Source organism: Psychrobacter sp. L7 (assembly GCF_002810365.1).
Taxonomy (GTDB): Bacteria; Pseudomonadota; Gammaproteobacteria; order Pseudomonadales; family Moraxellaceae; genus Psychrobacter; species Psychrobacter celer.
This window is the reverse complement of record NZ_NEXR01000007.1, coordinates 56,160-81,777: the sequence shown is the minus strand read 5'-3', so window position 1 is coordinate 81,777 and position 25,618 is coordinate 56,160. Positions and strand designations below refer to the sequence as shown.

General features: G+C 48.4%; 19 protein-coding genes and 1 pseudogene. 6 read left to right on the top strand and 14 right to left on the bottom strand.

What is annotated here, in order from left to right:
• On the top strand, positions 1 to 207 hold a 207-nt coding region (locus tag CAP50_RS08955), incomplete at its 5' end, for an integrase core domain-containing protein (RefSeq protein WP_153045439.1).
• Between the two features lie 130 nt (positions 208 to 337).
• On the opposite strand, the gene purH is transcribed toward CAP50_RS08955, so the two are convergent.
• The 6 genes from purH to mrcB all read right to left on the bottom strand — a co-directional run bounded on the left by purH (position 338) and on the right by mrcB (position 8,427).
• Positions 338 to 1,918, bottom strand: coding sequence for a bifunctional phosphoribosylaminoimidazolecarboxamide formyltransferase/IMP cyclohydrolase (purH, locus tag CAP50_RS08950; RefSeq protein WP_100749774.1), 1,581 nt, complete (start codon positions 1,916 to 1,918; stop codon positions 338 to 340).
• Between the two features lie 153 nt (positions 1,919 to 2,071).
• Positions 2,072 to 2,389: a DNA-binding transcriptional regulator Fis gene (gene fis / locus CAP50_RS08945; protein ID WP_075102652.1), complete on the bottom strand. Its 318-nt coding sequence runs from the start codon at positions 2,387 to 2,389 to the stop codon at positions 2,072 to 2,074.
• A 225-nt stretch (positions 2,390 to 2,614) separates the two neighbouring features.
• On the bottom strand, positions 2,615 to 3,754 hold the full coding sequence (locus CAP50_RS08940) for a DUF3426 domain-containing protein (protein WP_075102651.1): 1,140 nt from the start codon (positions 3,752 to 3,754) through the stop codon (positions 2,615 to 2,617).
• A gap of 181 nt (positions 3,755 to 3,935) precedes the next feature.
• Positions 3,936 to 4,862: a 50S ribosomal protein L11 methyltransferase gene (gene prmA, locus CAP50_RS08935; protein WP_075102650.1), complete on the bottom strand. Its 927-nt coding sequence runs from the start codon at positions 4,860 to 4,862 to the stop codon at positions 3,936 to 3,938.
• A 191-nt stretch (positions 4,863 to 5,053) separates the two neighbouring features.
• The gene (locus tag CAP50_RS12620; protein ID WP_075102649.1) at positions 5,054 to 5,896 is read right to left on the bottom strand and encodes a tetratricopeptide repeat protein; all 843 of its coding nucleotides are present in this window, start codon (positions 5,894 to 5,896) and stop codon (positions 5,054 to 5,056) included.
• A gap of 29 nt (positions 5,897 to 5,925) precedes the next feature.
• Positions 5,926 to 8,427, bottom strand: coding sequence for a penicillin-binding protein 1B (mrcB, locus tag CAP50_RS08925; protein WP_075102654.1), 2,502 nt, complete (start codon positions 8,425 to 8,427; stop codon positions 5,926 to 5,928).
• Between the two features lie 698 nt (positions 8,428 to 9,125).
• On the opposite strand from mrcB, the gene CAP50_RS08920 reads away from it, so the two are divergent.
• Entirely contained in the window at positions 9,126 to 11,912 is a 2,787-nt protein-coding gene (locus tag CAP50_RS08920; protein WP_075102648.1) for a heavy metal translocating P-type ATPase, read from the top strand.
• A gap of 95 nt (positions 11,913 to 12,007) precedes the next feature.
• Here CAP50_RS08920 and CAP50_RS08915 read toward each other — a convergent pair whose 3' ends face one another.
• Positions 12,008 to 12,730 carry a Bax inhibitor-1/YccA family protein gene (locus tag CAP50_RS08915; RefSeq protein ID WP_075102647.1) on the bottom strand — a complete coding sequence of 241 codons (723 nt, stop codon included), beginning with the start codon at positions 12,728 to 12,730 and terminating at the stop codon, positions 12,008 to 12,010.
• A gap of 4 nt (positions 12,731 to 12,734) precedes the next feature.
• Here CAP50_RS08915 and CAP50_RS08910 point away from each other — a divergent pair, with 4 nt between their 5' ends.
• From CAP50_RS08910 to CAP50_RS08900, 3 genes are all read left to right on the top strand, one after another.
• On the top strand, positions 12,735 to 12,956 hold the full coding sequence (locus CAP50_RS08910) for a hypothetical protein (protein WP_075102646.1): 222 nt from the start codon (positions 12,735 to 12,737) through the stop codon (positions 12,954 to 12,956).
• Between the two features lie 85 nt (positions 12,957 to 13,041).
• Complete coding sequence (locus CAP50_RS08905) at positions 13,042 to 14,046, top strand: NAD(+) kinase (RefSeq protein WP_075102645.1); 1,005 nt, start codon at positions 13,042 to 13,044, stop codon at positions 14,044 to 14,046.
• Positions 14,047 to 14,112: 66 nt separating this feature from the next.
• Positions 14,113 to 14,427 (top strand): YeaC family protein, encoded by a 315-nt coding sequence (locus CAP50_RS08900; protein WP_075102644.1) that lies wholly within the window; start codon positions 14,113 to 14,115, stop codon positions 14,425 to 14,427.
• Between the two features lie 135 nt (positions 14,428 to 14,562).
• Here the strand turns inward: CAP50_RS08900 and CAP50_RS08895 are convergent, their stop codons facing one another.
• The 6 genes and pseudogenes from CAP50_RS08895 to CAP50_RS08870 form a co-directional block, all read right to left on the bottom strand.
• Positions 14,563 to 14,937, bottom strand: coding sequence for a HopJ type III effector protein (locus CAP50_RS08895; protein WP_075101716.1), 375 nt, complete (start codon positions 14,935 to 14,937; stop codon positions 14,563 to 14,565).
• Positions 14,938 to 15,168: 231 nt separating this feature from the next.
• A pseudogene (gene csrA / locus CAP50_RS08890) lies at positions 15,169 to 15,336 on the bottom strand (carbon storage regulator CsrA); the annotation flags it as partial.
• A 391-nt stretch (positions 15,337 to 15,727) separates the two neighbouring features.
• Positions 15,728 to 17,014: an aspartate kinase gene (locus CAP50_RS08885; protein WP_100749773.1), complete on the bottom strand. Its 1,287-nt coding sequence runs from the start codon at positions 17,012 to 17,014 to the stop codon at positions 15,728 to 15,730.
• A gap of 366 nt (positions 17,015 to 17,380) precedes the next feature.
• Positions 17,381 to 20,053 carry an alanine--tRNA ligase gene (alaS, locus tag CAP50_RS08880; RefSeq protein ID WP_075101714.1) on the bottom strand — a complete coding sequence of 891 codons (2,673 nt, stop codon included), beginning with the start codon at positions 20,051 to 20,053 and terminating at the stop codon, positions 17,381 to 17,383.
• 186 nt (positions 20,054 to 20,239) lie between these two features.
• Positions 20,240 to 21,334, bottom strand: a complete 1,095-nt coding sequence (locus CAP50_RS08875) for a YkvI family membrane protein (RefSeq protein ID WP_100749772.1) — start codon at positions 21,332 to 21,334, stop codon at positions 20,240 to 20,242.
• A 222-nt stretch (positions 21,335 to 21,556) separates the two neighbouring features.
• Positions 21,557 to 23,290, bottom strand: coding sequence for a TIGR00341 family protein (locus CAP50_RS08870; RefSeq protein ID WP_083608570.1), 1,734 nt, complete (start codon positions 23,288 to 23,290; stop codon positions 21,557 to 21,559).
• A gap of 391 nt (positions 23,291 to 23,681) precedes the next feature.
• Here CAP50_RS08870 and CAP50_RS08865 point away from each other — a divergent pair, with 391 nt between their 5' ends.
• A complete protein-coding gene (locus tag CAP50_RS08865) occupies positions 23,682 to 23,894 on the top strand; it encodes a hypothetical protein (RefSeq protein WP_075101712.1) in 213 nt (70 codons plus the stop codon).
• A 152-nt stretch (positions 23,895 to 24,046) separates the two neighbouring features.
• Here the strand turns inward: CAP50_RS08865 and CAP50_RS08860 are convergent, their stop codons facing one another.
• Positions 24,047 to 25,462 (bottom strand): L,D-transpeptidase family protein, encoded by a 1,416-nt coding sequence (locus CAP50_RS08860; protein WP_172953105.1) that lies wholly within the window; start codon positions 25,460 to 25,462, stop codon positions 24,047 to 24,049.
• Positions 25,463 to 25,618: the final 156 nt, after the last annotated feature.

Sequence of the window (25,618 nt, the reverse complement as noted above, 5' to 3'; positions counted from 1 at the left end):
GGTTATGATTGTTATCAAAATGCGTTGGCTGAGCGAGTCAATGGTATTTTAAAGAATGAGTTCTTGTTGTATGAATGCAATACGATAAGTGAGCTTAAACAGCTGATTGATGAGTCTGTTTATGTCTATAATCATGTTAGACCGCATTTAAGCTTAAATATGAGAACACCTGCTGAGGTACATGATAGCTATTTATGTCCTGCTTAATGTAAAAAAGCCAGATACATAAGGTATCTGACTTAGCAAAAAAACTATCAATCTATTTTAGGACGAGACAACCTGTAATTTAGCAATCAAAACCGACCCGCCTCATGCGCGCCGGCTCAGTTACAAAAGACTAGTGGCGGAAATGACGCATACCTGTGAACACCATGGCGATACCATGCTCATTGGCCGCTGCGATGGTTTCGTCATCGCGCATCGAGCCACCCGGCTGAATGATAGCAGAGATGCCGACATCCGCTGCATTATCGATGCCATCACGGAATGGGAAGAAGGCATCTGAGGCCATAACCGCGCCTTCGGTGGCAAGTCCTGCGTGTTCAGCTTTGATGGCGGCGATACGGGCTGAGTTGACACGGCTCATTTGACCGGCACCAACACCGATGGTGCGCTGAGCTTTGGCATAGACAATGGCGTTTGATTTGACATATTTTGCGACGTTCCAGCTAAATAGCAAGTCTGCAATCTGCGCCTCTGTTGGCTGTACATCGGTGACAATTTTTAGATCATTGGCAGTGATTAAGCCAAGGTCTTGTTCTTGTACGAGTAGGCCACCATTGACGCGCTTATAATCAAGCTGAGCGTCGCGTTGGTCTGGTGCTGGCAGCTCGCCGCATACCAAGACGCGGACGTTTTTCTTGCTGGCTGTGATATCGAGGACACCTTCTTCGATACTTGGTGCGATGATAACTTCGACGAACTGATTGTCAATGATCGCTTTAGCCGCAGCTAGCGTCAAGGGACGGTTAAAGGCAATGATGCCACCAAAAGAAGACTCAGGGTCGGTACTAAAGGCCGTTTGGTATGCAGCAACTTGGTCTTGATCCACAGCCACGCCGCAAGGGTTGGCGTGTTTGACGATCACACAAGCAGGCGAGCTAAAGGCTTTGACACACTCCAGTGCGGCATCTGTATCGGCGATGTTATTATACGACAGCGCTTTGCCTTGCAACTGCGTGGCGGTCGCGATAGAGGCTTGCTGGCTCTTTAATGGGTGGTTTTCGACATAAAAAGCGGCGTTTTGATGCGGGTTTTCACCATAACGTAAGTCTTGTGCTTTTTCGAGCTGCACGTTAAAGGTACGTGGGAAGTTTTCTGGCTCTTGCGTGGCGCTGAGGCGGCTGCCCAAGAAGTTGGCAATCATACCGTCATACTGTGCGGTATGCTCAAAAGCTTTGACCGCTAAGTCATAACGCAGCGCCGAAGTCAGCTCAGTGCTGTCACCGAGAGCGTTAAGGACGCGCTCATAGTCAGCAGGGTCCGTGACGATACCGACATGGGCATGGTTTTTTGCTGCTGCCCGTACCATAGTAGGGCCGCCGATATCGATGTTTTCGATAGCATCAGCCATGGTCACATCGGCGCGCGCGATGGTTTGCGCAAATGGATATAAGTTTACCACCACCAGATCAATACGCTCGATTTGATGGTCACTCATGACGCCATCATCAGTCCCGCGGCGACCTAAGATACCGCCATGGATTTTAGGATGTAGTGTCTTGACGCGGCCGTCCATCATCTCAGGAAAGCCAGTATAGTCTGAGACCTCGGTTACAGCGACGTTATTTTCGGTGAGTAGCCGATACGTACCGCCAGTAGATAACAAACCAAAGCCTGCCTTGATGAGACCTTGAGCAAATTCAACGATATTGGATTTATCAGAGACTGATAATAAGGCGAGTGGGGTTGTACTCATAAAAAAACTTCCATAAAAAAAGCCCGACATCAACGTCTGGCAAGATGATAACGACAATGGTGGCAGATAACCTCAAAAAAACTGAGATCATCACCGCTCAATTGCCCTGCATAATGATTGTCAATCAAAATAGATAGGCGCATATAGCTGATGCTACATTAAGTCATAAGTTTTGAGTTTTTTGCGTAGTGTACCGCGATTTAGCCCGAGGATTTGGGCGCATTTGGTTTGATTGCCGCGCGTTTGTTCGAGGACGACCGACAGTAGCGGTTCTTCAACTTGTCTTAAGATCAGCTCGTATAAGTCGGTTGGCACCTCATCACCTAACAAGGCAAAGTACTGGCGCACCACACGCTCAACATGTACACGCAGCGGCTCATGAGCAGTGTGGGTATGGGGTTTGGAGTAGTCGGCAGGATGCTCAGAGCTGGTAGCAAAATGGTGGGCATTATGCTGTGCATGAGGTGCCATAAGATAAAGTCCTTGGGTTAGAGAAAATCAAACCATCAGATATCAGGGTATTATATCAAATTAATGGCCTTTGGCGCTGATAGATTCGAGGTTATATCCGATACCCAGTTATCAAGTACCTAGTCATCAAATACATGATCGTCAAGTCGCTCAATGAAGCGTTATTTTTCGTAGTATCTGTCGGCATAGGCAAAACATACCCTAACCATTTGACAAACACAGGCCTTAATACAAAGGCGTTATCTGAACGTCGCGAATCTGAGTATTGGCCACAGGGATGGTAAACAATAACTGTTGCTGACTATTGGCGGCGAGTTGTTTTTGCTTGCCTAATAAGTAATCTGCTGGCGCTGCGATAAACTCACCAATCATAGTATCTTTGCCGTACACACTGACCTTGACGCTCGGATAGAGCTGCGCTTTGGTACTTTGATTATAAAGGGCGGCGCTGACATCGCTAAACGCACCTGTGGTGTTGATACGGCTTTTTTGGTGAGTAATATGACTCATGCTCAATGCTGTTAAGTCCGCACTAGGCAAGCTACAAACGGCAACAGAGCAGATGCGGTGTAGGCGCTCGGCGTGGGCAGGGTCTTTGACCAAGGTGTCTATATTAAAGATGACATATTGCGCCAATAAGAGCAGCGCTAATACCAAGCAACCAAGGGTCCATAGTAATGATGCCACTGAGCGCCGCGCAGGCGTTGGTGAAAACCTTGCTTGCGCCTCTTTTATACGGGCGTTTTGGCTTTTTTCTTCGTCACTAAACGGCACGCCCATTTTTTGTAAGATTTGTGATAGGTCGGTGTTGTCTGGTGGTTTGTGTGTGTTTTGGCTTTCTTCTTTCAACAACGCCTCAAGCCAAGCATTGTCCGCATTGTCATCGACATTGGCATGAATATCATTGGCGGCGGCAGAGCTTAGCGCTGCTTGTGCCGATGAGTCCGGGCTTGTCTGCGCTGCAGATGGCTGCTGGTTGGAGGTATGGGTGAGATGACTCGCCTGTGTTAGCCATGCATCCATACTGTCGAGCGAATCGTACTCTAATAAGTCGGTTTCTGACTCCCCTATATCCATGTCATCATGAATCAGCTCATCGTGGATGAGGTCGTCATGGATCAGGTCATCATGAATCAAATCGTCGTGAATAAGCTCATTGTGAGCGGCGGCTTTGTTTGATGTAGAAGTGGCGGTATGGGCTGCAGCGTGAGGGGTGTCGGCGGTGACGATGAGGTGCTGATTGACCAAGAAGCTCTGATGACACTGCTCGCAGTTGACAGTGGCGTTTACTTTGTTTAATTGGGTTTGTTGTACTTTAGAGTAAGCATGACAATGGGGGCACTGAGTTTTTATGGGCGTGGTCATAGGGTCGAGTCCAAAAAATTATGGTGATCAATACCGCTTTTCCACTCACCAACAGCTGCCTATGGGGTATATACTGCGCATTAACAAAATATCTCATGTATGAATCATGGGCAAGGACAGAGTGGCGTCAAACACATAACATTTGACTGCCCTCTATCGTAACAGATGTAATTAAATGTTGCTAGCCTGTAAATGTACCAGATAATCGTTGCCAGTGCTGGTCTTCTTGGTCAGTAAAAGCATGCTTAGGATCCATAGCAAAGTAAGGCTGATAGGCGGCGACGACGTCGTCGGTTTGCGATTCAATCAAGCCTGCCAGTACGATACGGCTGCTGGGTTTGACTAATGTAGCAAAGTACGGGGCTAAGCCGATCAGGGGTTTTGCCAAAATATTGGCGACCAGTACTTCGACTGGCACAACCTTATGCTCAGCACAGTATTTATTAAATGCTTCTGGCAAAAATGCTTGCAGACGATCACCAACTTGGTTGCGCTCTGCATTTTGATTGGTGGCCAGCACTGCTTGTGGATCGATATCGACAGCGTAGACTTTTCGTGCGCCTAGCAGCAAGGCGGCGATGCCCAAAATACCTGAGCCGCAGCCATAATCAATCACTACCTTGTCTGTTAGGTCTTGCTCTGTGAGCCAGTCGAGGCATAAACGCGTGGTGGCATGATAGCCAGTACCAAACGCCAAACCTGGGTCCATAATGATGTTGGTCGCCTCGGGGCTCGGCGGCGTAAGCCAGTTGGGCACAATCCAAAGGTCGTTGGCGCATTCTATCGGCTGGTAGTTGCTCATCCATTCGCGTTCCCAGTCTTTATCGTCGACAGCGGTCAGCCAAATGCGGCTGGCTTGTACTTGTGCGGCGATTTCGTGGCTTAGCTGCTCGACGGCCTGCCGACTGCCGTCATCAGTGCTCGCATCAAAGAGCCCAGTCAAAATAACCTCGTCCCAAAGCGGCGACTCACCAGGCAGAGGCTCAAATAAAGGTTGATCGCCTGCGTCATCGAGCGCGATTGAGAGCGCGCCTGCTTCTAATAGCAGCGCTTCGGCCAAATCAACGTTTGCCTTTTCGCATTGTAAATGTAATTGTTGCCATGCCATAACGATACCCTTAAATAAAAGAAAAAAGTGAGAAAAATAAATACGTATTTTAACAAGAAACAGTAGTGAAAAAGCAGCTCATGTATTGCTACGATGGCTACTTGATATCCATTGAGATAGGTGGGCTTTACCTCATTCGCGATATTTTACGCGCGTGCTTTTAGCTGCTGAGGTCATACGTTGACGCCAGATTAACGCAATGCTCGTTTTGCTTCGTTAATCACTCGCCCATTGCCCTGAGCTTGCCCTGATTGCAGGATGACTTGCCATAGCGCACGTCTACGACTGGCGTCTTGCGAAACGCTAAGGCCGCGGCGTGCCATGGCTTCTGCTTTACGTGGTTGGTTCTTTTTTAGCGCAACTTGTGCCAAATAAAAATAGACGGCAGAGGATCTGGGTGCCAAGCGCTGGGCGCGGGTAAAACTGTTTTCGGCATTGGTCAGGCTGCCAGCTTTGAGCTGACTGATACCCGCTTGCATCAGATTGCGAAATGCAGGCAGGTCGCTGTTATTGCTGGTGGTACTCTGGCCGCGTTGTTGTGAGTTTTTTCTAGCGCGCTCTAGCAGCTCATTGTGTGAGGGTGCTGCAGGCTCAGAGATCATATAGTCTTCACGAGAAGGCGTGAGAATGACCACATCTGGCTGACTGACGATGGGACCTTGACTGGGTAGGTGGGTCTGCGGCGTATCTTTTGTCAGTGGGTTTGCTGACTCAGAAGTGCCGTCATTTGGGTAAGCACCAGCGCTGCCTGTGCTGTCTTGTTTAACAATGGGGGCTTGTGTCACCGGATAGGCCGTGTCATGTCGCGCAGGGCTGGCGGTGCCTGATGCCCCTGATGGCGTCTGTTTAGCTGAAGTGTGCGCACCAGCAGGCGTGCTGGGTACCGTTTGACAAGCGCTCAAACTCAGTATACCTATCACAGCGCCAGAAAAAACCAAACGGCGTGTGGACTTAACGGTACTCAATGTGGTTCTTATAGAGGTTGGCATCAGGCGATGGTTACCTAAGACAGTGTGTTTGAACAATGACAGCATAGAGAGCCTCTTTATAAATTACCAAAATGTTAAAACCATTCAACAGCGCGGTCATACCATGTATCTGCACGACTTTGTGCATCATTGCTGTCAGCTTGATCCTCATCATTATCAGAATCGACCGCTTCGCCATTTGGAATCTCCAAACCTTCGCGGCGACGTTGTTGATTGATGACGCCTTGCTGGCTTTGCCATTGCAGCTGCTCACGCGCTCGCTCTTGCTGGTATAATCCAAGGGCGCAGGCACTGGCTTCTTTTGGTAGGTGCGCGGATAAGACAGGCAAATAGCGTGCATCGGCACAGCGCTCATTAGAGAGTTTGCCTGAGTTGTTTTCTAGCCAGAGCCACTCGATGCCTTCAGGCTCCGGTAGCGCCACGGGCGTCAGCTTCAGGCGTTTCATGTAGTCAATCCAAACGGGTAGTGCGCCAGTACCACCGCTTAAGCCGATAGGTTTGTTGTCATCACGGCCAACCCATACCACGCTGACGTAGTTGCCACTATAGCCGGCAAACCAGGCGTCGCGATAGTTGTTGGTCGTACCCGTCTTGCCCGCCAGATTTAAGTGACTACCCAGCGACTGGGCGCGTCTGGCCGTACCGTTTGACACCACTTGTTGTAGGGCGTAATTGGTCAAAAAGTTGGTCTCAGGCGGGATGCTGCGCTGCGTGTTTAGCCCCGTACGCTGCAAAATCCGGCCACGATTGTCGATCACCGTACGAATGCTATGAATGGGCGTACGAAAGCCGCCGGTGGCAAAGACTTGATAAACACCGAGCATATCCATGGGACTTAGATTGACAGAACCCAATAATGCTGAAGGGTAAGGCGGGATTTTTTCTTGTACACCCAGACGACGCAACTGTCTGGCAAAGGTGTCGACACCAAACTCCATGCCCAAACGTACCGTGCTTTGGTTATAAGACTTGGCGAGAGCGGTGGTCAAGGGGACATAGCCATGATCACGGTTTGAGTAGTTTTTGGGGTTCCACTTGGTGCCATCGCCTAGGGTGACGGTAATCGGCGAATCATCTACTGGACTTGCCAAGTTATAGCGGCCACTTTCGAGCGCGGTCATATAAATGACTGGTTTTAATAAAGAGCCGACCTGACGTTTGGCGTCGACCGCACGGTTAAAGCCTGTAAACTCACTGCCACTGCCTACCACAGAGACCAGCTCGCCTGTTTCGGGGTTGGCACTGACCAGCGCACCTTGCAGATCTTTGGTTTTGCTACTATTACGGCGCAGCTCGCTCAGTTTTTTATCGACCGCTTTGTCAGCGGCCAACTGAGCAATAGGGTCTAAGGTACTGATGATGATCAGACCTTCGTTTTTGAGATCGTCAGAATAATAAACAGTATTTAGCTCACGCTTGACGATATCTAAAAAGTCGGGGAATTGGCTTTTGCCTTCAACTGGCTTATCCACCACGCCCAGCGGCTGTTCCAAAGCTTTTTCGTAGTCTTCTTGGCTCAAAGTACCCATCGCCAGCATGTTGTTTAGCACGACGTCACGGCGCGCTTTTGAGTCGTTTGGATGACGGCGCGGATTATAGATACTAGGGCCTTTTGCCATACCGACCAGCATGGCTTGCTGATCTATACGCAGCTCTTTTAGGGGTTTGTCAAAATAAAACTGTGACGCCAACCCAAAACCGTTAATAGAACGGTTGCCGTTTTGACCCAAATAAATCTCATTAAGATACGTCTGCAAAATCTCATCTTTGCTGTAGTGCAGCTCCAATAAAACCGCCATCAATGCTTCGTTGGCCTTACGTTTAAGCGTGCGATCTGAGTTGAGATAAAAGTTTTTGATAAGCTGCTGGGTGATGGTCGAGCCGCCTTGCATTGAGCCGCCAGAGAAGTTATTGAGCACGGCGCGCGCGATACCGCGTATCGAGACCCCTTTATGCTCATAAAACGCCCGATCTTCGGTGGCAATCAGCGCATCAATCAATGGCTGCGGCACCTCATCTAACGACACCACCAAGCGATCTTCGTTGCTGTCTGGATAGATACCGCCGATATTTACTGGCTCCAAACGAATGATGCCACTTTTGGCTGGCAGTGTGCTTTGAATAGACGCAATCTTATTGCCTGAGATGGTCATTTTAATGACTTGCTCGGCGTCTTTGTCATTGGCACTGTAGGTAAAGCCGCGCGTGTGAATAAAATAAGTATTGCCCGAGCGGTGATAAGTCCCTGTGCGATCATAGGATTTGTTGCTTTGATAATTGAGCAGCTCAAGCCAAGTCTTCATCGTTTCGCGATCGACATTTGCCCCTTGGTATAGCTCAAGCGGCTGCGAGTAGACTTTGGCCGGAATATCCCAGCGCTTACCCTCAAACTTATGAGTAATAGTGCGATCAAGTTTGATCAAATAGAGCGCCAACAACACCATGCCTGCGATGATAACAAGTAAAATCAGACTACTAAAGACGATACCACGCTGCTGTGAAGGCAGCGTGCCGATAGCAGGTCTAGAAGACTGAGGCAAAGTGAGAGTGGATCGCTTAAAATTGGATTTTTGCACTGATGTCGCACCGTTTTGGGATAAAAAAACTGCCTCATAATGACGCAAATTGACAACTTTTTCAATCTATCATCGTCAACGACAGTATTCATGGGTATTTAGCGGTCAGTAGTTACCGCTGCTTGAGGGAGCTGCTTATAGTATAATCGATAGTCAAACTGCACAGTGATTCTAAGTTGATAGACTCTAAGCTAATAGACTCTAAGCTGATACAGGCCATACTCTCGTCACCAGCAGAATTTTACGGGCAGTCTAAAGAGCATGTCAGCTGCTGACACACGATAGCAGTTTGTCTAGGCGACCATGATGTAATTTTTATGAATCCGTGGGCGCGTGGCCTACTTATATAAGCAAAGCATGGGTTAAAACAGCTATTTTAATTCTGTTTCGCATCGTCAACGCTAGGGCGTGTCCTCAGCTCAATCGGTATGTAATCGATAGTCATTTAAATGGGCTAAATGTGGCTAAACATTGTCATATGGCATCAGATAGCTCACCATTATCTCGGTATCATCTGCGCTCTTTCGTTGTTTGGCGATAGTGTTCGATGACAGTATTCGATGGCAGTGTTGAGAAGATCATTGATCTCATTTTTATTAGCATTTTTACAATGCAGACACGACCTAGTCAGTTTATGTAGCGCAAATTTAAAGCAAATAAGGTTCGAGCAAACCTGTCTAAAGGAAATAAGGGCGATTATGTCTAGTGTTCCATCACAAACGGCATCTACCAGTCAACGCTATGAAGATAGCTCTATCACCGAAGGTTTGGTGTTGCCTCTTGCAGGCCACTGTTTTCACTGCGGAGACCCTGTACCTGAGCCGCCATTTTATACTGAGATATTGGGGCAATCGCGTGAAATGTGCTGTATGGGGTGTCAGCTTGCCTCTGAGAGCATCGTAGAGGCTGGGCTTGAGCAGTATTATTTGGACCGCTCAGAGATCAACCGCACTGCCAGCCTACCTACGCAGCTGACGCGTCTTGAAGCTTATGATCATGAAGAGATCAAATCACAATTTGTCTACGCACAAGACGGTATGTCGGTGGCTGAGCTGTCGGTCAATAACCTGCGCTGCGCCGCCTGTACTTGGCTGATTGAGTCGCGCTTAGATGAGCTAGAGGGCATTAGCAAATGCCAAGTCAACTTGACCAACCAGCGCATGCGTGTGATCTGGAATGAAAGCCGCCTACCGATCAGCCGTATTTTGGCAGTCATCAACGAGATCGGCTACGAAGCCAAGCCATACCGTCAAGACACCCACGAGGCGATGCTGGCACGTCATAATAATCAAATGCTCCTGCGCTTGGGTATTGCAGCGCTGGGCTCGATGCAAGCGATGATGTATGCCGTTGCGATTTATTTTGGGGAATACAGCGATATGCTGATATTTCAGCGTGATTTTTTGCGCTGGGTGTCGTTGTTTGTCAGTACGCCGGTTTTCTTTTATGCAGGTATTCCGTTTTTTACCTCGGCATGGTCTGCGATTCGCGCCCGTCAGGTGAATATGGATGTGCCCGTCAGTATCGCACTGGTTGTCACTTTTTTTGCCAGTCTGTACGCCACCGTCACTGGACAAGGCGAGACATACTATGATTCGGTCAGTATGTTTATTTTCTTTTTATTGGCGGGGCGTTATATCGAGCATAATGCTCGCCTAAAAGCGGCGACCATGGCCAATGACTTGGTGGTGGTTGAGCCGGTATTGGTACAAAAAATTGCTGAAAACAAGGACGCTGCTGCACAGATATTACAGCATTTTGAGCAAAGCCTCTCGATACAAGATAGCGCGAAAAATCCCTCGAGTGCTGCTAAACTTGGTGACGCGAGCGCAGCAGCGGCCCAAAAAGACACAGGCGACGCATCAGACGCCATCGCGGACTTTACCCAAAGTATGGATACCAGTCTGCAGCAGATGACAGTGCGCATCGCGCAAGCGTGGCAAGCACAGCGCGCAAACGCTGCATACGATACAGAAGACAAGCAGATGGTCACTGCGCATAGCTTGCAAGTGGGCGATATTATTTTGGTAGAGGCGGGCTCTGAGATCATCAGTGATGGGATATTGCTCAGTCAGACAGCCACTGTCTCGCAGAGTTTGTTGACCGGTGAGGGCGATTTGATTCTCAAAACGCAAGGCGACTATATCGTCGGCGGCGCACAAAACGACAGTCAGCCGTTTGAGATGTTGATTACCGCCTTGCCAAAAGACAGTCAAATCGGCTTGATCGATAGACTGATGAACCGCGCCATGAGCGAAAAACCCAAACTGGCTCAGCAAGCGGATAAGCTGGCACGCTGGTTTGTGGCGCGTATCTTAGTACTGTCGGTACTGGTGTTTGTCGGCTGGTATATCGTCGATCCTAGCCAAGCGATTTGGGCAACGGTTGCGGTGTTAGTGGCGACTTGTCCTTGCGCATTGTCTTTGGCCACGCCTATTGCCTTGACGGTTTCGACCAACCGTTTGGCAAGCTATGGGTTTTTGACCACGCGTGGACATACGCTACAGACGCTTGCAGAGATTACTCATGTGGCGTTTGATAAAACAGGTACCCTGACGTACGGCAAGCCCAACTTATTAAATATTGAGCTGATGACTCTGTTACCAGACAGCGCGCAAGCAGGGCAGACGCGCGCTGAGCAAAAAGACAAAGTGCTGGCGATAGCCGCCGCCTTAGAAGTCGGTAGCCGTCACCCGATTGCCCATGCGCTGTTGACCGCAGCGTATCAGTTGCATCTGCCTACCACTCAGTTGTTGCAGTACTATCCTGCAGGCGGCGTTGAGGCGGTGATTGATGATGTACGCTATCGTATTGGCCATGTGGATTTTGCCTTAGACAGTACAGATCATGGGCGACACATTGACTTGGTGGCTGCGCGAGCAAGCTCGGCGGTGGTGTTGTCTTGTCAGCAAAGTGTGGGCGCGTCATGGCAAGCGTTGGCCTGCTTTTATTTTAATGACAAAGTGCGTGATAGTGCCAAGCCGATGCTCGATGCGTTAAAGGATTTGGGTATCGAATCCGTCATGCTGACAGGTGACCCAAGCCCGCAAGCGCTGCGTATGGCTGAGAGTTTGGGCATGCAGGCCGCCTACAATGGTTTGTCGCCGACAGATAAGGTCGATCATATCCAAAGCCTACAGGCACAAGGGGCGGTGGTGCTGATGGTCGGAGATGGCATCAATGATGCGCCAGTGCTTGCTGCTGCCGATGTGTCAACCTCGATAGCAGGCGCGGCAGACTTAGCACAGGTATCAAGTGATAGTATTGTTTTGGATGGTCAAATCGAAGCCATTACCGCAGCCAAGCGTATCGCTGATAAAACCGAACGCATCATCAAACAAAACTTTCGCTGGGCACTTATTTATAATGGCAGTGTACTGATACCAGCGGCGCTCGGTTATGTACCGCCATGGTTAGCGGCCATTGGCATGTCGCTTAGCTCTTTGTTTGTGGTGTTAAACGCCCTGCGGCTAAAACGCGCGTAGCTGCCACCGAGTCACTGAGACTCTATCAGCTTATTCATAAAAAAACCGCCTTAGCCAAGGCGGTTTTTGTTCACGGTGATAGCGGTATGTATCATTTAGTCTTGTAGATAGCTTAATAAGCGCATAAACTCAATGTACATCCAGACTAGCGTGGCAAGAATGCCGATACTAAATAACCACTCGTAATCCTCTGATACGCCCATTGCCACACCGCGATCGATATTATCGAAGTCTAGTAGCAAGGTAAAAGAAGCAATGACGATGACAAATAGGCTAAAACCAATAGCGATAGCGCCGCCCTCAAACAAGAAAGGTAAGGTCGAGCCAAATACCAACGACAACACCCACTGCGCGACATAGACAAGCATAATGGCAATGACCGCTGAGGTGACGATAGAGCGGAACTTTTCAGTAACCTTTACCAGCCCTGAGCGGTATAGACCTAGCATCACCGCTGCCGTCACAAACGTCGCACACATCGCCGTGACCGGCACGCTTGGGTACATGCGCATAAAAAACAGCGAGATACCGCCCAAAAACACACCCTCTAACAGAGCATAAGGGACAGCAAACGTCTTGGCTTTTTGTGGTTTAAAGGTGATAAAAATGGCAAGACCAAACGCGGCAAACATACTTACCATGGCGGCCATCGTGATAAAGCCTTGTGATAGGCCTGCCATCAGTGCATAAAAGAAAAAACCCACACCAGTGATGGCAGATAACCCGAGTAGCAGACTGGTCTTTTGAATCACGCCCTTGACCGTCATTGGGTTGCCGCCGATCGCAAGCTCTGCGCGACTGACAATAGGATTGGCCATACATATGTCCTTAATTAAATATAAAAATAGTAATGTCAGCTACTTTAGCAAAACCGCCATCATTGTCAACTGTGTTTGCGTGATGAAAAGCAAGGCTGCGCGGCGCTATAAAGCGCTGATCTACACCCAGCGGTGGCGGCATTTTGGTAGCCAAACAAGCACGTCTACAAACTCATTTAGTGGTAGCGTGCGCTGGTTTTTATCTGGGGTCGATTACGACTGTTAACAACGATAATGCATAAACATGCTAGTCTAAGCACGTATTTATCGCTATCATGAGCTGGTATTTTACCGTTATACCGAGTCTTTTTATGGAAAACTCAGCGCAGTCTGCAAGATTGCCACATTTACACGAATCCGAGCTGTTCCACGCCATCAAAAACCCAGCTTTTCGGCGTATTGGCCTCATGGGGCGTGCCGGCAAGCGCAGTGTGACCCAAAGTCTGGTGCAAATTGCCCAAACCATCAATGACATGAACTTGACGTTGATCATGGATGTGCAAACCGCCAATTTACCAACGTTAAACCTTACCGAAATCGAAAAAGTCAAAATCGTCAAACGCAGCTTGATCGGCGAGATTTGTGATTTGGTCATCGTCGTCGGTGGGGATGGCTCTATCCTGCATGCGGCCGAGGCGTTGGCACGCTACCGTGTGCCTGTCCTTGGGGTCAACCGTGGTCGCCTTGGGTTTTTGGCGGACGTAAAGCCGGACGAGGCGGCCTTTAAACTGCGCCAAGTACTGATGGGTAATTATCAGCTGGATCATCGGTTTTTATTGACCATGGAGATACGAGAAGGGCGCAACATCATTCATGAAGACATGGCACTCAACGACGTGGTGCTGCATGCCGGTAAGTCAGTCCATATGATCGACTTTCAGATGAAAATCGATGGTCAAGATGTCTATCGGCAGCATAGTGATGGCTTGATCGCGGCGACGCCGACCGGCTCTACAGCGTACGCGCTATCAGGCGGTGGCCCTATCATCCATCCAAGTATGGATGCCATTTGTTTGGTGCCCATGCATCCTCATACGCTTTCGAGCAGGCCGATTGTGGTGAGCGGAAACAGTGAGGTGTGTATTCGCATACATGAAGACAACCGCACCCAGCCGATGGTGAGCGCAGATGGCAAGCCAAGCGTACCCTTAGATCAAGAGCAGCGCCTATATATCCGTAAGCACCCCGACAAATTGACGCTACTGCACCCGCCAGGTTTTGATTTTTATGAGGCCTGTCGCACCAAGCTACACTGGAACGTCCATGCTGAAGAATTCAGTCTGGATGTCGATGATGATATCATAGACGATGAATAAGCGTCTTTGAGACACAAAAATCTTAGATGGTAAAAAACACAGTCAGACATAGTGAGAGTAGGCACGATGGATAAAGAAACGATATTAGCGAGTTTGACGCCAGAGGTGGTCGATAAGTTTCGTATGGCGATTGAGCTGGGTAAATGGCCAGATGGTCGTAAGCTCAGCGCGGAGCAGCGCGAGACCTGCATGCAAGCGGTGATGGTATGGGAACACGAGCATCTGCCGCCAGCTGAGCGTACCGGCTATATTCATAAGCCAGTAAAAGACGATGGCTCAGTCGTTGGGGCAGAGTGTGATGTTGAGCATGAGCATCACTATCCAAACATGCCCAATCCCAAAGGCGCGGTACAGCCTGTGAAGTTTCGCAATAAGCAATAAACAAACCGTAATAAACAATATAAGCGCTCAGTTGATTGCGTATTGAAGTTATCTTTGTATTGAGTTGACTGAGAGGGCACACAGCAAAAAGCCACGCTCATGAGCGTGGCTTTTTTTGGTTTGATAGATTAGGTTTTAAAGTGCAGTGGTATCCACACTAGGGCGAACCGTTAGTGGGTTTTTTTGCATCAAAAACCCTTGCCAGCCCCAATGTAAAAAGTTGCGAATATTGGCATGATCTGTACCGTTAGGCGTCGCTAGGACTTTGGCATAATGCTCGCCAAACAGTTTTAGCGTGTCTAATTGGTTTAGGCCATGATGCTTGGCAAACCCAAAAATCTTGGCACTGCCTTCGTTTTCACCAGCAGCATTATGTACCATACCGTTGACAAAAGGCGCTGGGGCATAACGATAAAAATCATCAATAAAACTGATGACATCATTGAATCCAATGGCTTTTTTGTCCAAACCATTAAGTAGGGCCGATACATCTGATTGGCGGATACTCATAAATAAATGACCTCAGAGCAGATTAAAAAATAAACCTATTAGATTATATAATTATAAAAACGACAGTACTTCTAAAAACACAGCGTATTTATAAAAACACACTTCTACTAGATGCTCAATGATTATTCGTGATTAATCGTTCAGTTTTATCGCTCAACGATTAAAATAGTCTTCGTCATCAAATGAAGGCGCAAAGTTGCCTTGCTCAAGATGCTGCATTTGCGACTGTACAGAACGCTCATGCTGAATACGTTGGTAAATCTCTTCGCGGTGTACGGCAATATCTTTGGGTGCGTTTACACCGATACGTACTTGATTGCCTTTGACACCAAGGACAGTCACACTGACCTCATCGCCAATCATTAGCGTTTCGCCCACGCGGCGTGTCAAAATTAACATGCGTCACACTCCTTATGTCGCATCAACAGATTATTACTCATCAGATTACTTCTCGATTGCAGGACATCGCCGCAGCACAAAACAAACCATGTGTTGATCACAACATAATGATTGTGCCAATAACGGCGATGATAGGTAGATTCATTTAGCCCAAATGAAACCCCCATTATAGGGGGCATAACAGTTACTGTCACGGGTTTTCACAAAACTATTGGGTAAATACGCAGCCTAGTAATAATAAAAAATAAAAATAGGATCTGAAAAGACCCTATTTTATTAAATATATTAGACAAAGTAATTGATACTGATTTAATTGATAACCGTTGATGCTAAGTTGATAGGTTTAATGGTTTAAAATCAATGACAGTTTCATCAATAATGGTGAAGTCAATTATAGCCCAGCGATTTTACTATCGCCATCGTCGCGGTCTAGACCGAACGCTGTATGCAATGATTTGACCGCTTTTTCTAGATGCTGATCTTGAATCAAGACAGAGACTTTGATTTCACTGGTCGAGATCATCTGAATGTTGATGTTGTGCTCGGCCAAGGTTTGGAACATCAGGCTTGCAACCCCTGCGTGTGAGCGCATGCCCACACCGACCAAAGATACTTTGACCACTTCACTGTTACCCAAAATTTCTTTGGCACCGATGTCGTCTTTGACCTCGTCGTTTAGCACTTTCATGGCTTTGTCTAAGTCAGTACGGTTGACGGTAAAGGTGAAGTCAGTGGTGCCTTGATCCGATAGGTTTTGTACAATCATATCGATTTCGATATTGGCACGTCCAATCGGGCTTAAAATAGCAGAGGCAATACCAGGGTGATCAGGTACGCCGCGCACTACAATTTTTGCTTCGTCTCGGTTAAAGGCGATACCTGAGATGATTGCCTGTTCCATACTGTCTCCTTCGTCTATCGTAATTAGGGTGCCGACATTGTCTTGAAATTCTTGGTCAAAGCTACCGTCAGTATTTTCATCAAAGCTAGATAGCACACGCAGCGGCACGCCATATTTACCAGCAAACTCTACCGAACGAATCTGTAGGATTTTGGAGCCAAGGCTTGCCATCTCAAGCATTTCTTCAAAGGTAATTTTTTCAAGCTTTTTGGCTTTCGAGGTCACGCGTGGATCGGTGGTATAGACGCCATCGACGTCGGTATAGATTTGACACTCATCAGCGCCTAGTGCTGCTGCAATCGCCACGCCGGTGGTGTCAGAGCCGCCGCGGCCTAGGGTGGTGGCGTTGCCTTCTGCGTCGATACCCTGAAAGCCTGCGACGATGACGACATTGCCAGCATCGAGCTGTTCGCGGATGTTTTCGTCATCGATGCTCTCGATACGGGCTTTGTTATACGCGTTATCGGTTTTGATCGCCACTTGGCGACCCGTCAATGAGCGCGCCCCCACGCCCAGCTCTTTTAGCGCCATCGCAAGCAACGAGATGGAGACTTGCTCACCTGTTGAGACCATTTGGTCATATTCACGTGGGTCAGGTTGGGTACTGGTTTGGCGTGCCAAATCGATCAAACGGTTGGTTTCGCCGCTCATGGCTGAGACCACGACGACCACTTGGTGACCGTTATCATGCCAGCGTTTGACTCGTTTGGCGACGTTTTTTATGCGGTCGATACTGCCCATCGAGGTGCCGCCATATTTTTGTACTATTAACGCCATAAAAATCTACCTATTATTCAATAATGGCCTTTTTTATCATCGCTGTGCATCTATGTGACGCCCAATCAATGTCTGCATAGATAAAGCCGTATTATAAGAGTTGCGCCCTATGCTGTTTGCTACGTTGTGCTGCTGAGCAAGTGAATGAACGATATGTTCAAACGTTGACCTTTATATCATATCTGCTGAGCAACGTTAAGTGCCAGCAGTGCTTAGATGCATGGCGATTGGTTATGAAGGCCATAACCAACCCGCATCATGCGATAAGGATTGCTCTATGACACTCAGATAGCATTTAGGCTGGATAGCATTTGGGTTAGGTGGCGCTTGTTGGGTTTTTCGTCCCAGCGCCATGCCCGAGATGCCCTAACCTAACTGCTCGGCAATCCAAGCGGGCAATGCGTCGATGACGGCTTTGGCATTGTCAGATTTTGGTGCGCCGCCTTGCGCATAGTCAGGCTTGCCGCCGCCTTTACCGCCCAGCTCGCCTGCTAGATGACGAATAACATCGCCCGCCTTTATTTTGGCGGTGACAGATTTTGCCACACTGGCTGCCAATGCCAATTGCTCGTTCTTATCACCGATCAGGACAATGACGCTATCTGGCAGTTTGGATTTGATATCATCCATCAGGGTACGGATGGATTTGCCATCGATACCGCTTAGGGTGCTGATGAGTACAGGTGTGTCTGCGATGGTCTGTACTTCATCGAGTAGGTTGGCTGCTTGGGCACTGGCCATCTTTTGCTGCAAACGCTCAAGCTCTTTTTCTAGCTCGCGCTGCTTGTCGACCATCGTACGTACACGCTGTGCCACGTCAGGGCGCTTGGCTTTTAGCTGACTTGCCAGCTCGCTGAGTTGCTGCTCGCCTTGCTGTATGTTTTTGATAGCGTTCATGCCAGTGACGGCTTCAATACGGCGGATACCAGCGGCGATACCAGATTCGCTGGTGATTTTGAGTAGGCCTATATCACCGGTGCGCTGCACATGCAGACCGCCGCACAGCTCGATAGAGAAGGGCTTGCGCTGACTATCGATAATGCGCTCTGTGCCCATCGTCAATACACGGACATCACTGCCATACTTTTCGCCAAACAGCGCCATCGCCCCTTGGTTCATGGCTTCATCGATGGACATATGCTCGATACGGGTCGGGGTGTTGGCTTGAATTTGCTCATTGACGAGGCGCTCAATACGGCTAATCTCATCGGGCGTGACAGGTTTGTCGTACGCAAAGTCAAAGCGCAAAACCTCACTGGATACCAATGAGCCTTTTTGGGTAACCGCATCGCCCAGCACTTCTCTTAGGGCGGCGTGCAATAGGTGAGTGGCTGAGTGGTTTTTGGCACTTGCCGCGCGGATGCTTGAGAGTACTTGAGCATTGGCGGTTTGTTTGCTACAAATCTCGCCCATGGTCACGACGCCATGATGAATGATGGCTTGCCCAGATTTTTTGGTGTCTTGCACGGCAAACACGCCCGTTGCGGTGTGGATTTCGCCCAGCTCACCGACTTGACCACCGCCTTCAGCATAAAACGGGGTGCGATCAAGAACCACGACGCCTTCCATCCCTTCAGCCAAACGCTCAGCAGGGTTGCCATCTTGATAAAGGGCATCGATGCTCACGCCATCTTCTTCTAGCTGCTCATAACCAATAAACTCAGTAGGACTCTCAACTTGAATGACGCTGCTATAGTCCACATCAAACTTACCAGCATCCCGAGCCCGCTCGCGCTGTGCTTGCATGTGCTCATCGAACTCAGCCTCATCGATGGCGATACCGCGCTCGCGTGTGATGTCAGCTGTCAAATCAAGCGGGAAGCCGTAGGTATCATAAAGCTTAAACGCCGCTTCGCCAGAGAGGATATCACCATCTTTTAGGCCTTCAAGCTCAGAGGCGAGCAGGCGCAGACCTTGCGCCAGTGTCTTAGCAAACTGCGCTTCTTCTTTTTGAATGGCGCTCTCGATCGCGCTTTGTTTGTCTTTTAGCTCGGGATAAGCGTCGCCCATCTCTGCCACTAAAGGCGCGACCATTTTATAGAAAAACTCACTATCAGCGCCCAGTTTGTTGCCATGACGTACTGCGCGGCGAATGACACGGCGCAGTACATAACCGCGGCCTTCGTTGCTTGGCGTGACGCCATCTGCAATCAAAAACGCCACTGCCCGGATGTGGTCGGCGATGACTTTGAGTGATGACTGCTGCTGATTGTCAATCTCTAAAATCTTAGCCGCTGCCTCCATTAGATGTACAAATAGATCTATCTCATAGTTGCTATGGACGCCTTGCATAATGGCGCTGATACGCTCAAGCCCCATGCCCGTATCGACACTTGGCGCAGGCAGCGGCAACATGGTGCCGTCTTTTTGGCGATTGAACTGCATAAAGACGCAGTTCCAAATCTCGATATAGCGGTCGCCGTCCTCCTCAGGCGTACCCGGCAGGCCGCCTTCGATATCGGCACCATGATCATAAAAGACCTCGGTACATGGGCCACAAGGACCGGTGTCGCCCATGGTCCAAAAGTTATCTGACGCGTAAGGCGCGCCTTTATTATCACCAATACGGATAATACGGTCGCTTGGGATGCCGATGTCATGATGCCAAATATCGAACGCTTCATCATCCGTTTCGTAAATGGTCACATACAGACGGTCTTTATCAATGGCCAACCACTTATCTGAGGTCAAAAACTCCCAGATATATTCAATACCAGATTTTTTGAAGTAATCGCCAAACGAGAAGTTACCGAGCATCTCAAAAAACGTATGGTGGCGCGCGGTATAGCCCACATTGTCCAAATCATTGTGTTTGCCGCCAGCCCGTACGCATTTTTGCGAGGTCACCGCACGCGTATAGTCGCGCGTTTCCATGCCCAAAAAGGTTTCTTTAAACTGATTCATGCCCGCGTTGGTAAATAACAGTGTCGGGTCATTGTGCGGAATCAAGCTAGACGATGACACTTGGGTATGCTGCTTGCTGATAAAAAAATCGATAAAGGCTTGGCGAATATCGGCTGTTTGAGATGGCTGGCTCACAGCGGCTCCTTACTGACGGATAGAATTGAGTAAAATAATTTTGCAAGCGATTTTAGCACAAACGCCCAAGCTCTTGGTATAAGAGTTATCACTGTTGGGATATTGTGCCAAGGTCAATGAGGCTTTCATTTACAAACAATCAGCGTGAACGTCTTACCGCAAATGACGGCATGAGTCGTCCAACTGCTAACTTGATGTTTGAGCTTGCGCTTGTATAGGCTGCTTGCGGTTGCGAACCCACACCCAAATAATAGCCACGATCATGATGAGACCAATAATGCCCAGCATGGGATACACGGTGCCAATGAGTGTGCTAAAACCGAGCTGGCTTAAACCAAGACCCACGATAGCAAAAAACGCGCTAAGTGCTTTGAAGCGGTTTGTCCCTGGTGTTGCAAAGCGGGTACTAAAGGCAAAAAACATACCCACGGCGGTGCTGTATATCATACAAATGAGCGTCGCTGACATGATGATCGCCAACACGGGTGAGATGTTTGAAGCCAGTCCTAGAGTAGGCATCTCAACACCGATGAGTGTGTCAATGTTAGCAAAAAGGCCAATATTGAGTAAAAATACTAACAATCCCAAGCCGAGTCCGCCCATCGCGCCACCGCTGGCTGCTGTTTTTTCGGAGCGAGTCATACCGCCAATGACTGCCAGCATAGGAAAGCCAACCGCGATATTAAATGAGGCATAAAGCACTGCCCCAAAAAACCAATTTGAGATCGGCCAGTCTGAGCTGATAGTAGGTATTTCTTGCGCTACCTTATTTAGCGTCTCACTTGAGGCGGTGCTGTTAAAAAATGAGTAGGTGGTAATCGCCAATATCAATAGCAGCAGCACAGGCATGATGATACTGATTAGCCTAATAATGCCTTTTACTTTTAAGCAGAGTGTGGCGATGACCAGTACCGTCATAAAAACACTGCCTACCAGTGGTGGCCAACCGTACTGCTGCGTAAAGATGGAACCACTACCAGCCAGCATGACCACGCCCACACCAAATAAAAAGAATGATAACACCACATCCATAACCAACCCAGCGCGTGTACCAAATAAGGTATACAGTACTTTTTTGTGTGAGTTGGCCTGCATATTTGAGCTCATGCGCGCAATTTGCATACCCAAAAAAGCAAACAGCGCGGCACTAACCAGCGTGCCAATAACACTTGCCATCCCATATCCGGTAAAAAACTGAAGGACTTCTTGGCCAGAGGCAAAACCACCGCCAACGACTACTGACATATAGGCTGCGGCTATTTGCCAAGATTGTTTATTCACTATGATGTACTCCTATCCCTGAAGTCTAGGTTGGTGAGGCTAATCTGCCTGAGTTGTTGCTGCGGCGCAAAGTATAGTATCCAATGCTTTATTGACAGACGATTGCGCGTCAGACAACAAAATTATGGCAGTAAGGCTGTAAAAAAAGCCTAGATACTAACACGGCATTGAGAAGTCAGCAATCGAGTACAGCCGATACGTTTGGTTTACACGCCCTCAGCATTAATTGGTCAAAATCGCGGCATCTGTTTTGTCGAGTTTGTCTTGTGTCAGCGGATTGGACTCAATGACCTGTACGGGTAGGTAACGCAGCTGGATTTTTATCGGCAGATAATCAGGGAAGTTCTTTGCCATATCTTGGGTGATGCGGGTTTCTATTTGCTGCACGTCATAAGCGCTCGGTGTTGTCTCACCGCGGATGACAGCGCGGACTACTTGGTTTTGCTCAGTGCTATCAAACTGAGTGTTGGTCAGCACATTGCCTTTATCAATAAAATAGTGATTGATGGCTTCTTTGACACTGCTTTCAAACACTTGCTGCTTGGCGTTGGTTTGTAGGTTGATGGTTAGATAGGTACCGAGGCCGCCTAACAATAACAACGTCACCGCGTTACGCTGCAAAAAAGTCAGGTAGTTGCTGGACTTGTAGTCGTCATCGACCAGTCGCCGAAACCCAAGCACCCACAGCACCAAGGCGTTGGTAAACTGAATCGCAATGATGTTGGTCACTGCCAGTAACAGCGCGCCAAAGCCTAGCTGCATCTCACCATTGGCAAACAAAATCCCGCTGGCGGCCAGTGGTGGTACCAAAGCAGTCGCCACCGCCACCCCAACAACGGCAACCGAAAGATGCGGGGATACCATGGCATAAGCGCCGGCTGTGCCACCTGCTAAGGCAATCATCAAATCCATAGAGGTCGGCTGCGTACGCGATAAAATCTCGGCGGTGAGAGGTTGGTCTTTGTGCAGCCAGCCGACGATAAAACCAACCACTAACACCAAAGTGATGCCCAAAAGTACCGTAATCAGCGACTTACGTAGCAGCGGCATCCGGTGATCGATAATGGCCAATGCCACACCCGTGATGGGTCCGAGCATCATAGCCACCAGCATCGCACCAATCACCACCGCAGCTGAGTTGGTCACCAGCCCATAGCTGGCAATGATGGCTGAGAGAATATTCATGATAAAATACATCCTACTGGGCAGGGCGTTGGCCTCTATCTTTACCCGAACCTCAGGATAGTCGACTTTTTGGTTGCTAAACTGCTCCGCTGCAAACTGCTTATAAGACTCTAGTTTGGCTTCTTTTTCTTCTTTTATCTCATCTTCTTGCTGGTCGCTATCATCTGTTGCTGGCTTGTCTGTTGTTTTGCTCACTTTCAGCTGCTCTGCGTCGGTAGTTTTGGTTTGTTGCTCAGCATTCTCTGGGTTTTGCTGCTCCTCATTTATTTCGCTATTATCGTGTCCTTGGTCATTTTTTTTATCATGTTCTTGGTCAGGGGCATTAGTATCTGTTTGTTGCTGAGATACGGGTGTAGAGGCTTGCTTGGCTGTTTGTGTCGGCGTGTGCTCATCATCGGTATCAGGGTTTAAAGGCTCTGACTCTGAGGTTGGCTGGTCGTTTGCTGATGGTGCATCGGGGTCCGTGGTCTCTAAGGTCGCAACGACGACATCAGGTGCGATGGATTCCATGCTAATCTTAGACTCAGGAGGTTTGGCACATGCCATATCGTTATCATTGTCGTCACCTCCATTATCATTACTTCTATTGTCATCGCCTCTACTGTTATCAGCGCTATTTTCTATTTCGGCGTCGTCAGTGACAGTAGGTTCGACATCAGTGTTTGTCTTAGTAGTTGGCGTCTCTAAGCTTTCATCCGTGCGAGATGGTGCCGTTGTATCAGCGGTGTGGCTGGATGAGTAGTGGGCTTTTTGTTTATCAACAGACGTCATAATAGGTAGCTTTCTATCAAAAAAAGACACTCGTTATTGTAATGATAAATGGCCGCAGCTGTGTGGGTTTTTTGCGAGTCGTCATCGAGCAGCATCAGAGCAGGCAGCATGGAAGGTAGTAATGGATGGTTATTTAGCGCAACACGCTTGATGGCTATGAACTACGGACGGTGGACTCAGTCAGAGACGCGGCAATAGGAAAAATCGGTAGTATAAAAATGCTGTAGAAATAATGATAGAGCGGTTTATTATAAATAACCTTAATAATAGCAAGGGCTTTGCCCGTTATCAGTTGCTATGACTGGCCTGAAGGTTTGTGAGAAACACTTACTTTTTTTGTGGAATTGGTGTATAAAGGAGTTATACCCACAAAAAAAGTAAGGAGTAATTCATGAATTGGCCATTATTCTCTGTTATTTACTCAATCGCTGCGACCGTGACAGTCGGTGTCTTTATCATTGGTGCGTTGGTGACAGGTTTTAATCAAATCCCGCATATACAAATCGCGGTCGTCGCCGGTCTTTTGCTCTCTATTCCTGCAGGTTTGTTTTTTACCAAAAAAGTCGGCAGTATCACGGGTAATGAGGAAGGCTATAATACGTAATCGCATCTTAGCTGAGTTTGTGACTTTCTGTTTTTGGGTTTGTACCAAACATATACCTAGCCACTGCTTTACGCCTCTTGTTTTAGATACGCCAAAAAAAAGACCTTGCAAGCAAGGTCTTTTTTTTGGCGTATACAATACCAGTTAAGTAGTTATTTCAACTCGACGGTTGCGCCATTTTCAATATTGGCATATACCTCGAGCACATCCCAGTTGGTCAGACGCACACAGCCTGCTGATGCTTGACGGCTGATGCCTTCAGGCTTTGGCGAGCCGTGTAGACCATATGATGGCTTAGACAGACCCATCCATACGACGCCGACTGGATTGTTTGGGCCTGGTGGCAGCATGTGTACTTTTTTCTGCGAGCCTTTACCGACAGTCGCTTTGTACCAAGGCATTTTGACCTTATTGATGATTTTGAAGGTACCTTGTGGAGACGGGGTGGCGTCACTACCTACGGTGGTAGGATAAGTGGCCACAAGCTTGTCACCATTATAAGCATACAGTGTTTTGTCGGCTTTGTTGGCGACTACGCGGTTGATACGTTGGTTGAGAGGGTCTCGGGTGTTTAGGACAGTGATGGTCTCGCCCGCTTTGTAGGTTTTGTTTTTATTGAGTTTGTCCAAGTAGCGAATGTCCATATGAAAGCGCTCAGCCAGCATCTCTTTGATGTCTTGGTAGTATAGGCCTTTCATTTTTGACTTGGCTTCTGAGCCTGCAGGTGTACTGGCAAAGTTGGTTTTGATGTCGTCATCAGTCAGTGTATAAGTCACCAGTACCGGCTTATTGGCGGGGATGTTTTTGGTTAAGGCATTCCACGTTTTTTGATCCATCCTGCCGGTGGCAGGCAAGCCTTTCATGGTTTGAAAGTTGATCAATGCTTTTTTGCTGTTCATGCCCCAGCCACCATCGATAGAACCAGGAGAGGCATGGTTCCAATCTAGCAGTGCCTGCATTTTTATCGTCATCGCTGAGTTGACTTTCATGTTCGGCGACCAAACGGCGTTGTTGACTTGTTTGGCATAGCTTGACAAGTTCAGCGTGGTATAGCGCTTACCGTTTTTGTCTTCGATGCTTTTGATGGTAGGATCGTCGCTGAAGTCTTGGCGTTTTTCGTTGTCTGGTAGCTCAAAAGACAGCGGGTCAGAGGAGTCGATAGCATCGATATTGCTAGGCGCAGCAACGGCTTGGCCTTCACTGATGTCATCTGTGCGCTCAGACTGCTCATCCTTTAGAGTCAGCTCGGCGGCACTCATATTATCAGCCGCGTTTGCCTTGGGGGCGGCATCTGAGGCTTGTTTTGAGTCAATCAGCTGCGTCATGCTGTCGCTTGAGGCGGATTTGTTTGGCTTGACGCTGGGCGTCGCATCAGTCGCTCGCGGCTCGATTGCGTGACTCCGGTTTTCTTGCACATCAAGACTGACTTTTTGTGCAAGACTTGGTAGGGTCTCAGCCGTACGTACTGGCAATGTGCGCGCGGTCTCATCGGGCGCGGCAAACGCGCTAACACTGGCGCTAATGATAGCGATTGAGATAGCGGTAATAAGTGGCTTTTTTTTCATCATATGACGTTACTTGTGGTTGCTACTAATGGGGTTATTATGCGCATAATTGTGGCGCTTCGCAAACTTTTGATACATGTTTTTCTATCTTAAGACGTCTAAACGTCAACTGCTGACGTATTCACTACAGTTGGGCAATAATATAGTGAAAATGTGTAG

Coding starts and splice junctions, on each gene's coding strand:
- CAP50_RS08915 (WP_075102647.1), bottom strand. CDS start 12,730: ATGGCCAATCCTATTGTCAGTCGCGCAGAGCTTGCGATCGGCGGCAAC.
- CAP50_RS08905 (WP_075102645.1), top strand. CDS start 13,042: ATGGAAAACTCAGCGCAGTCTGCAAGATTGCCACATTTACACGAATCC.
- CAP50_RS08940 (WP_075102651.1), bottom strand. CDS start 3,754: ATGACCACGCCCATAAAAACTCAGTGCCCCCATTGTCATGCTTACTCT.
- CAP50_RS08865 (WP_075101712.1), top strand. CDS start 23,682: ATGAATTGGCCATTATTCTCTGTTATTTACTCAATCGCTGCGACCGTG.
- CAP50_RS12620 (WP_075102649.1), bottom strand. CDS start 5,896: ATGCTGTCATTGTTCAAACACACTGTCTTAGGTAACCATCGCCTGATG.
- purH (WP_100749774.1), bottom strand. CDS start 1,918: ATGAGTACAACCCCACTCGCCTTATTATCAGTCTCTGATAAATCCAAT.
- CAP50_RS08860 (WP_172953105.1), bottom strand. CDS start 25,462: ATGATGAAAAAAAAGCCACTTATTACCGCTATCTCAATCGCTATCATT.
- CAP50_RS08885 (WP_100749773.1), bottom strand. CDS start 17,014: ATGGCGTTAATAGTACAAAAATATGGCGGCACCTCGATGGGCAGTATC.
- prmA (WP_075102650.1), bottom strand. CDS start 4,862: ATGGCATGGCAACAATTACATTTACAATGCGAAAAGGCAAACGTTGAT.
- fis (WP_075102652.1), bottom strand. CDS start 2,389: ATGGCACCTCATGCACAGCATAATGCCCACCATTTTGCTACCAGCTCT.
- CAP50_RS08910 (WP_075102646.1), top strand. CDS start 12,735: ATGTCCTTAATTAAATATAAAAATAGTAATGTCAGCTACTTTAGCAAA.
- CAP50_RS08920 (WP_075102648.1), top strand. CDS start 9,126: ATGTCTAGTGTTCCATCACAAACGGCATCTACCAGTCAACGCTATGAA.
- CAP50_RS08900 (WP_075102644.1), top strand. CDS start 14,113: ATGGATAAAGAAACGATATTAGCGAGTTTGACGCCAGAGGTGGTCGAT.
- CAP50_RS08870 (WP_083608570.1), bottom strand. CDS start 23,290: ATGACGTCTGTTGATAAACAAAAAGCCCACTACTCATCCAGCCACACC.
- CAP50_RS08895 (WP_075101716.1), bottom strand. CDS start 14,937: ATGAGTATCCGCCAATCAGATGTATCGGCCCTACTTAATGGTTTGGAC.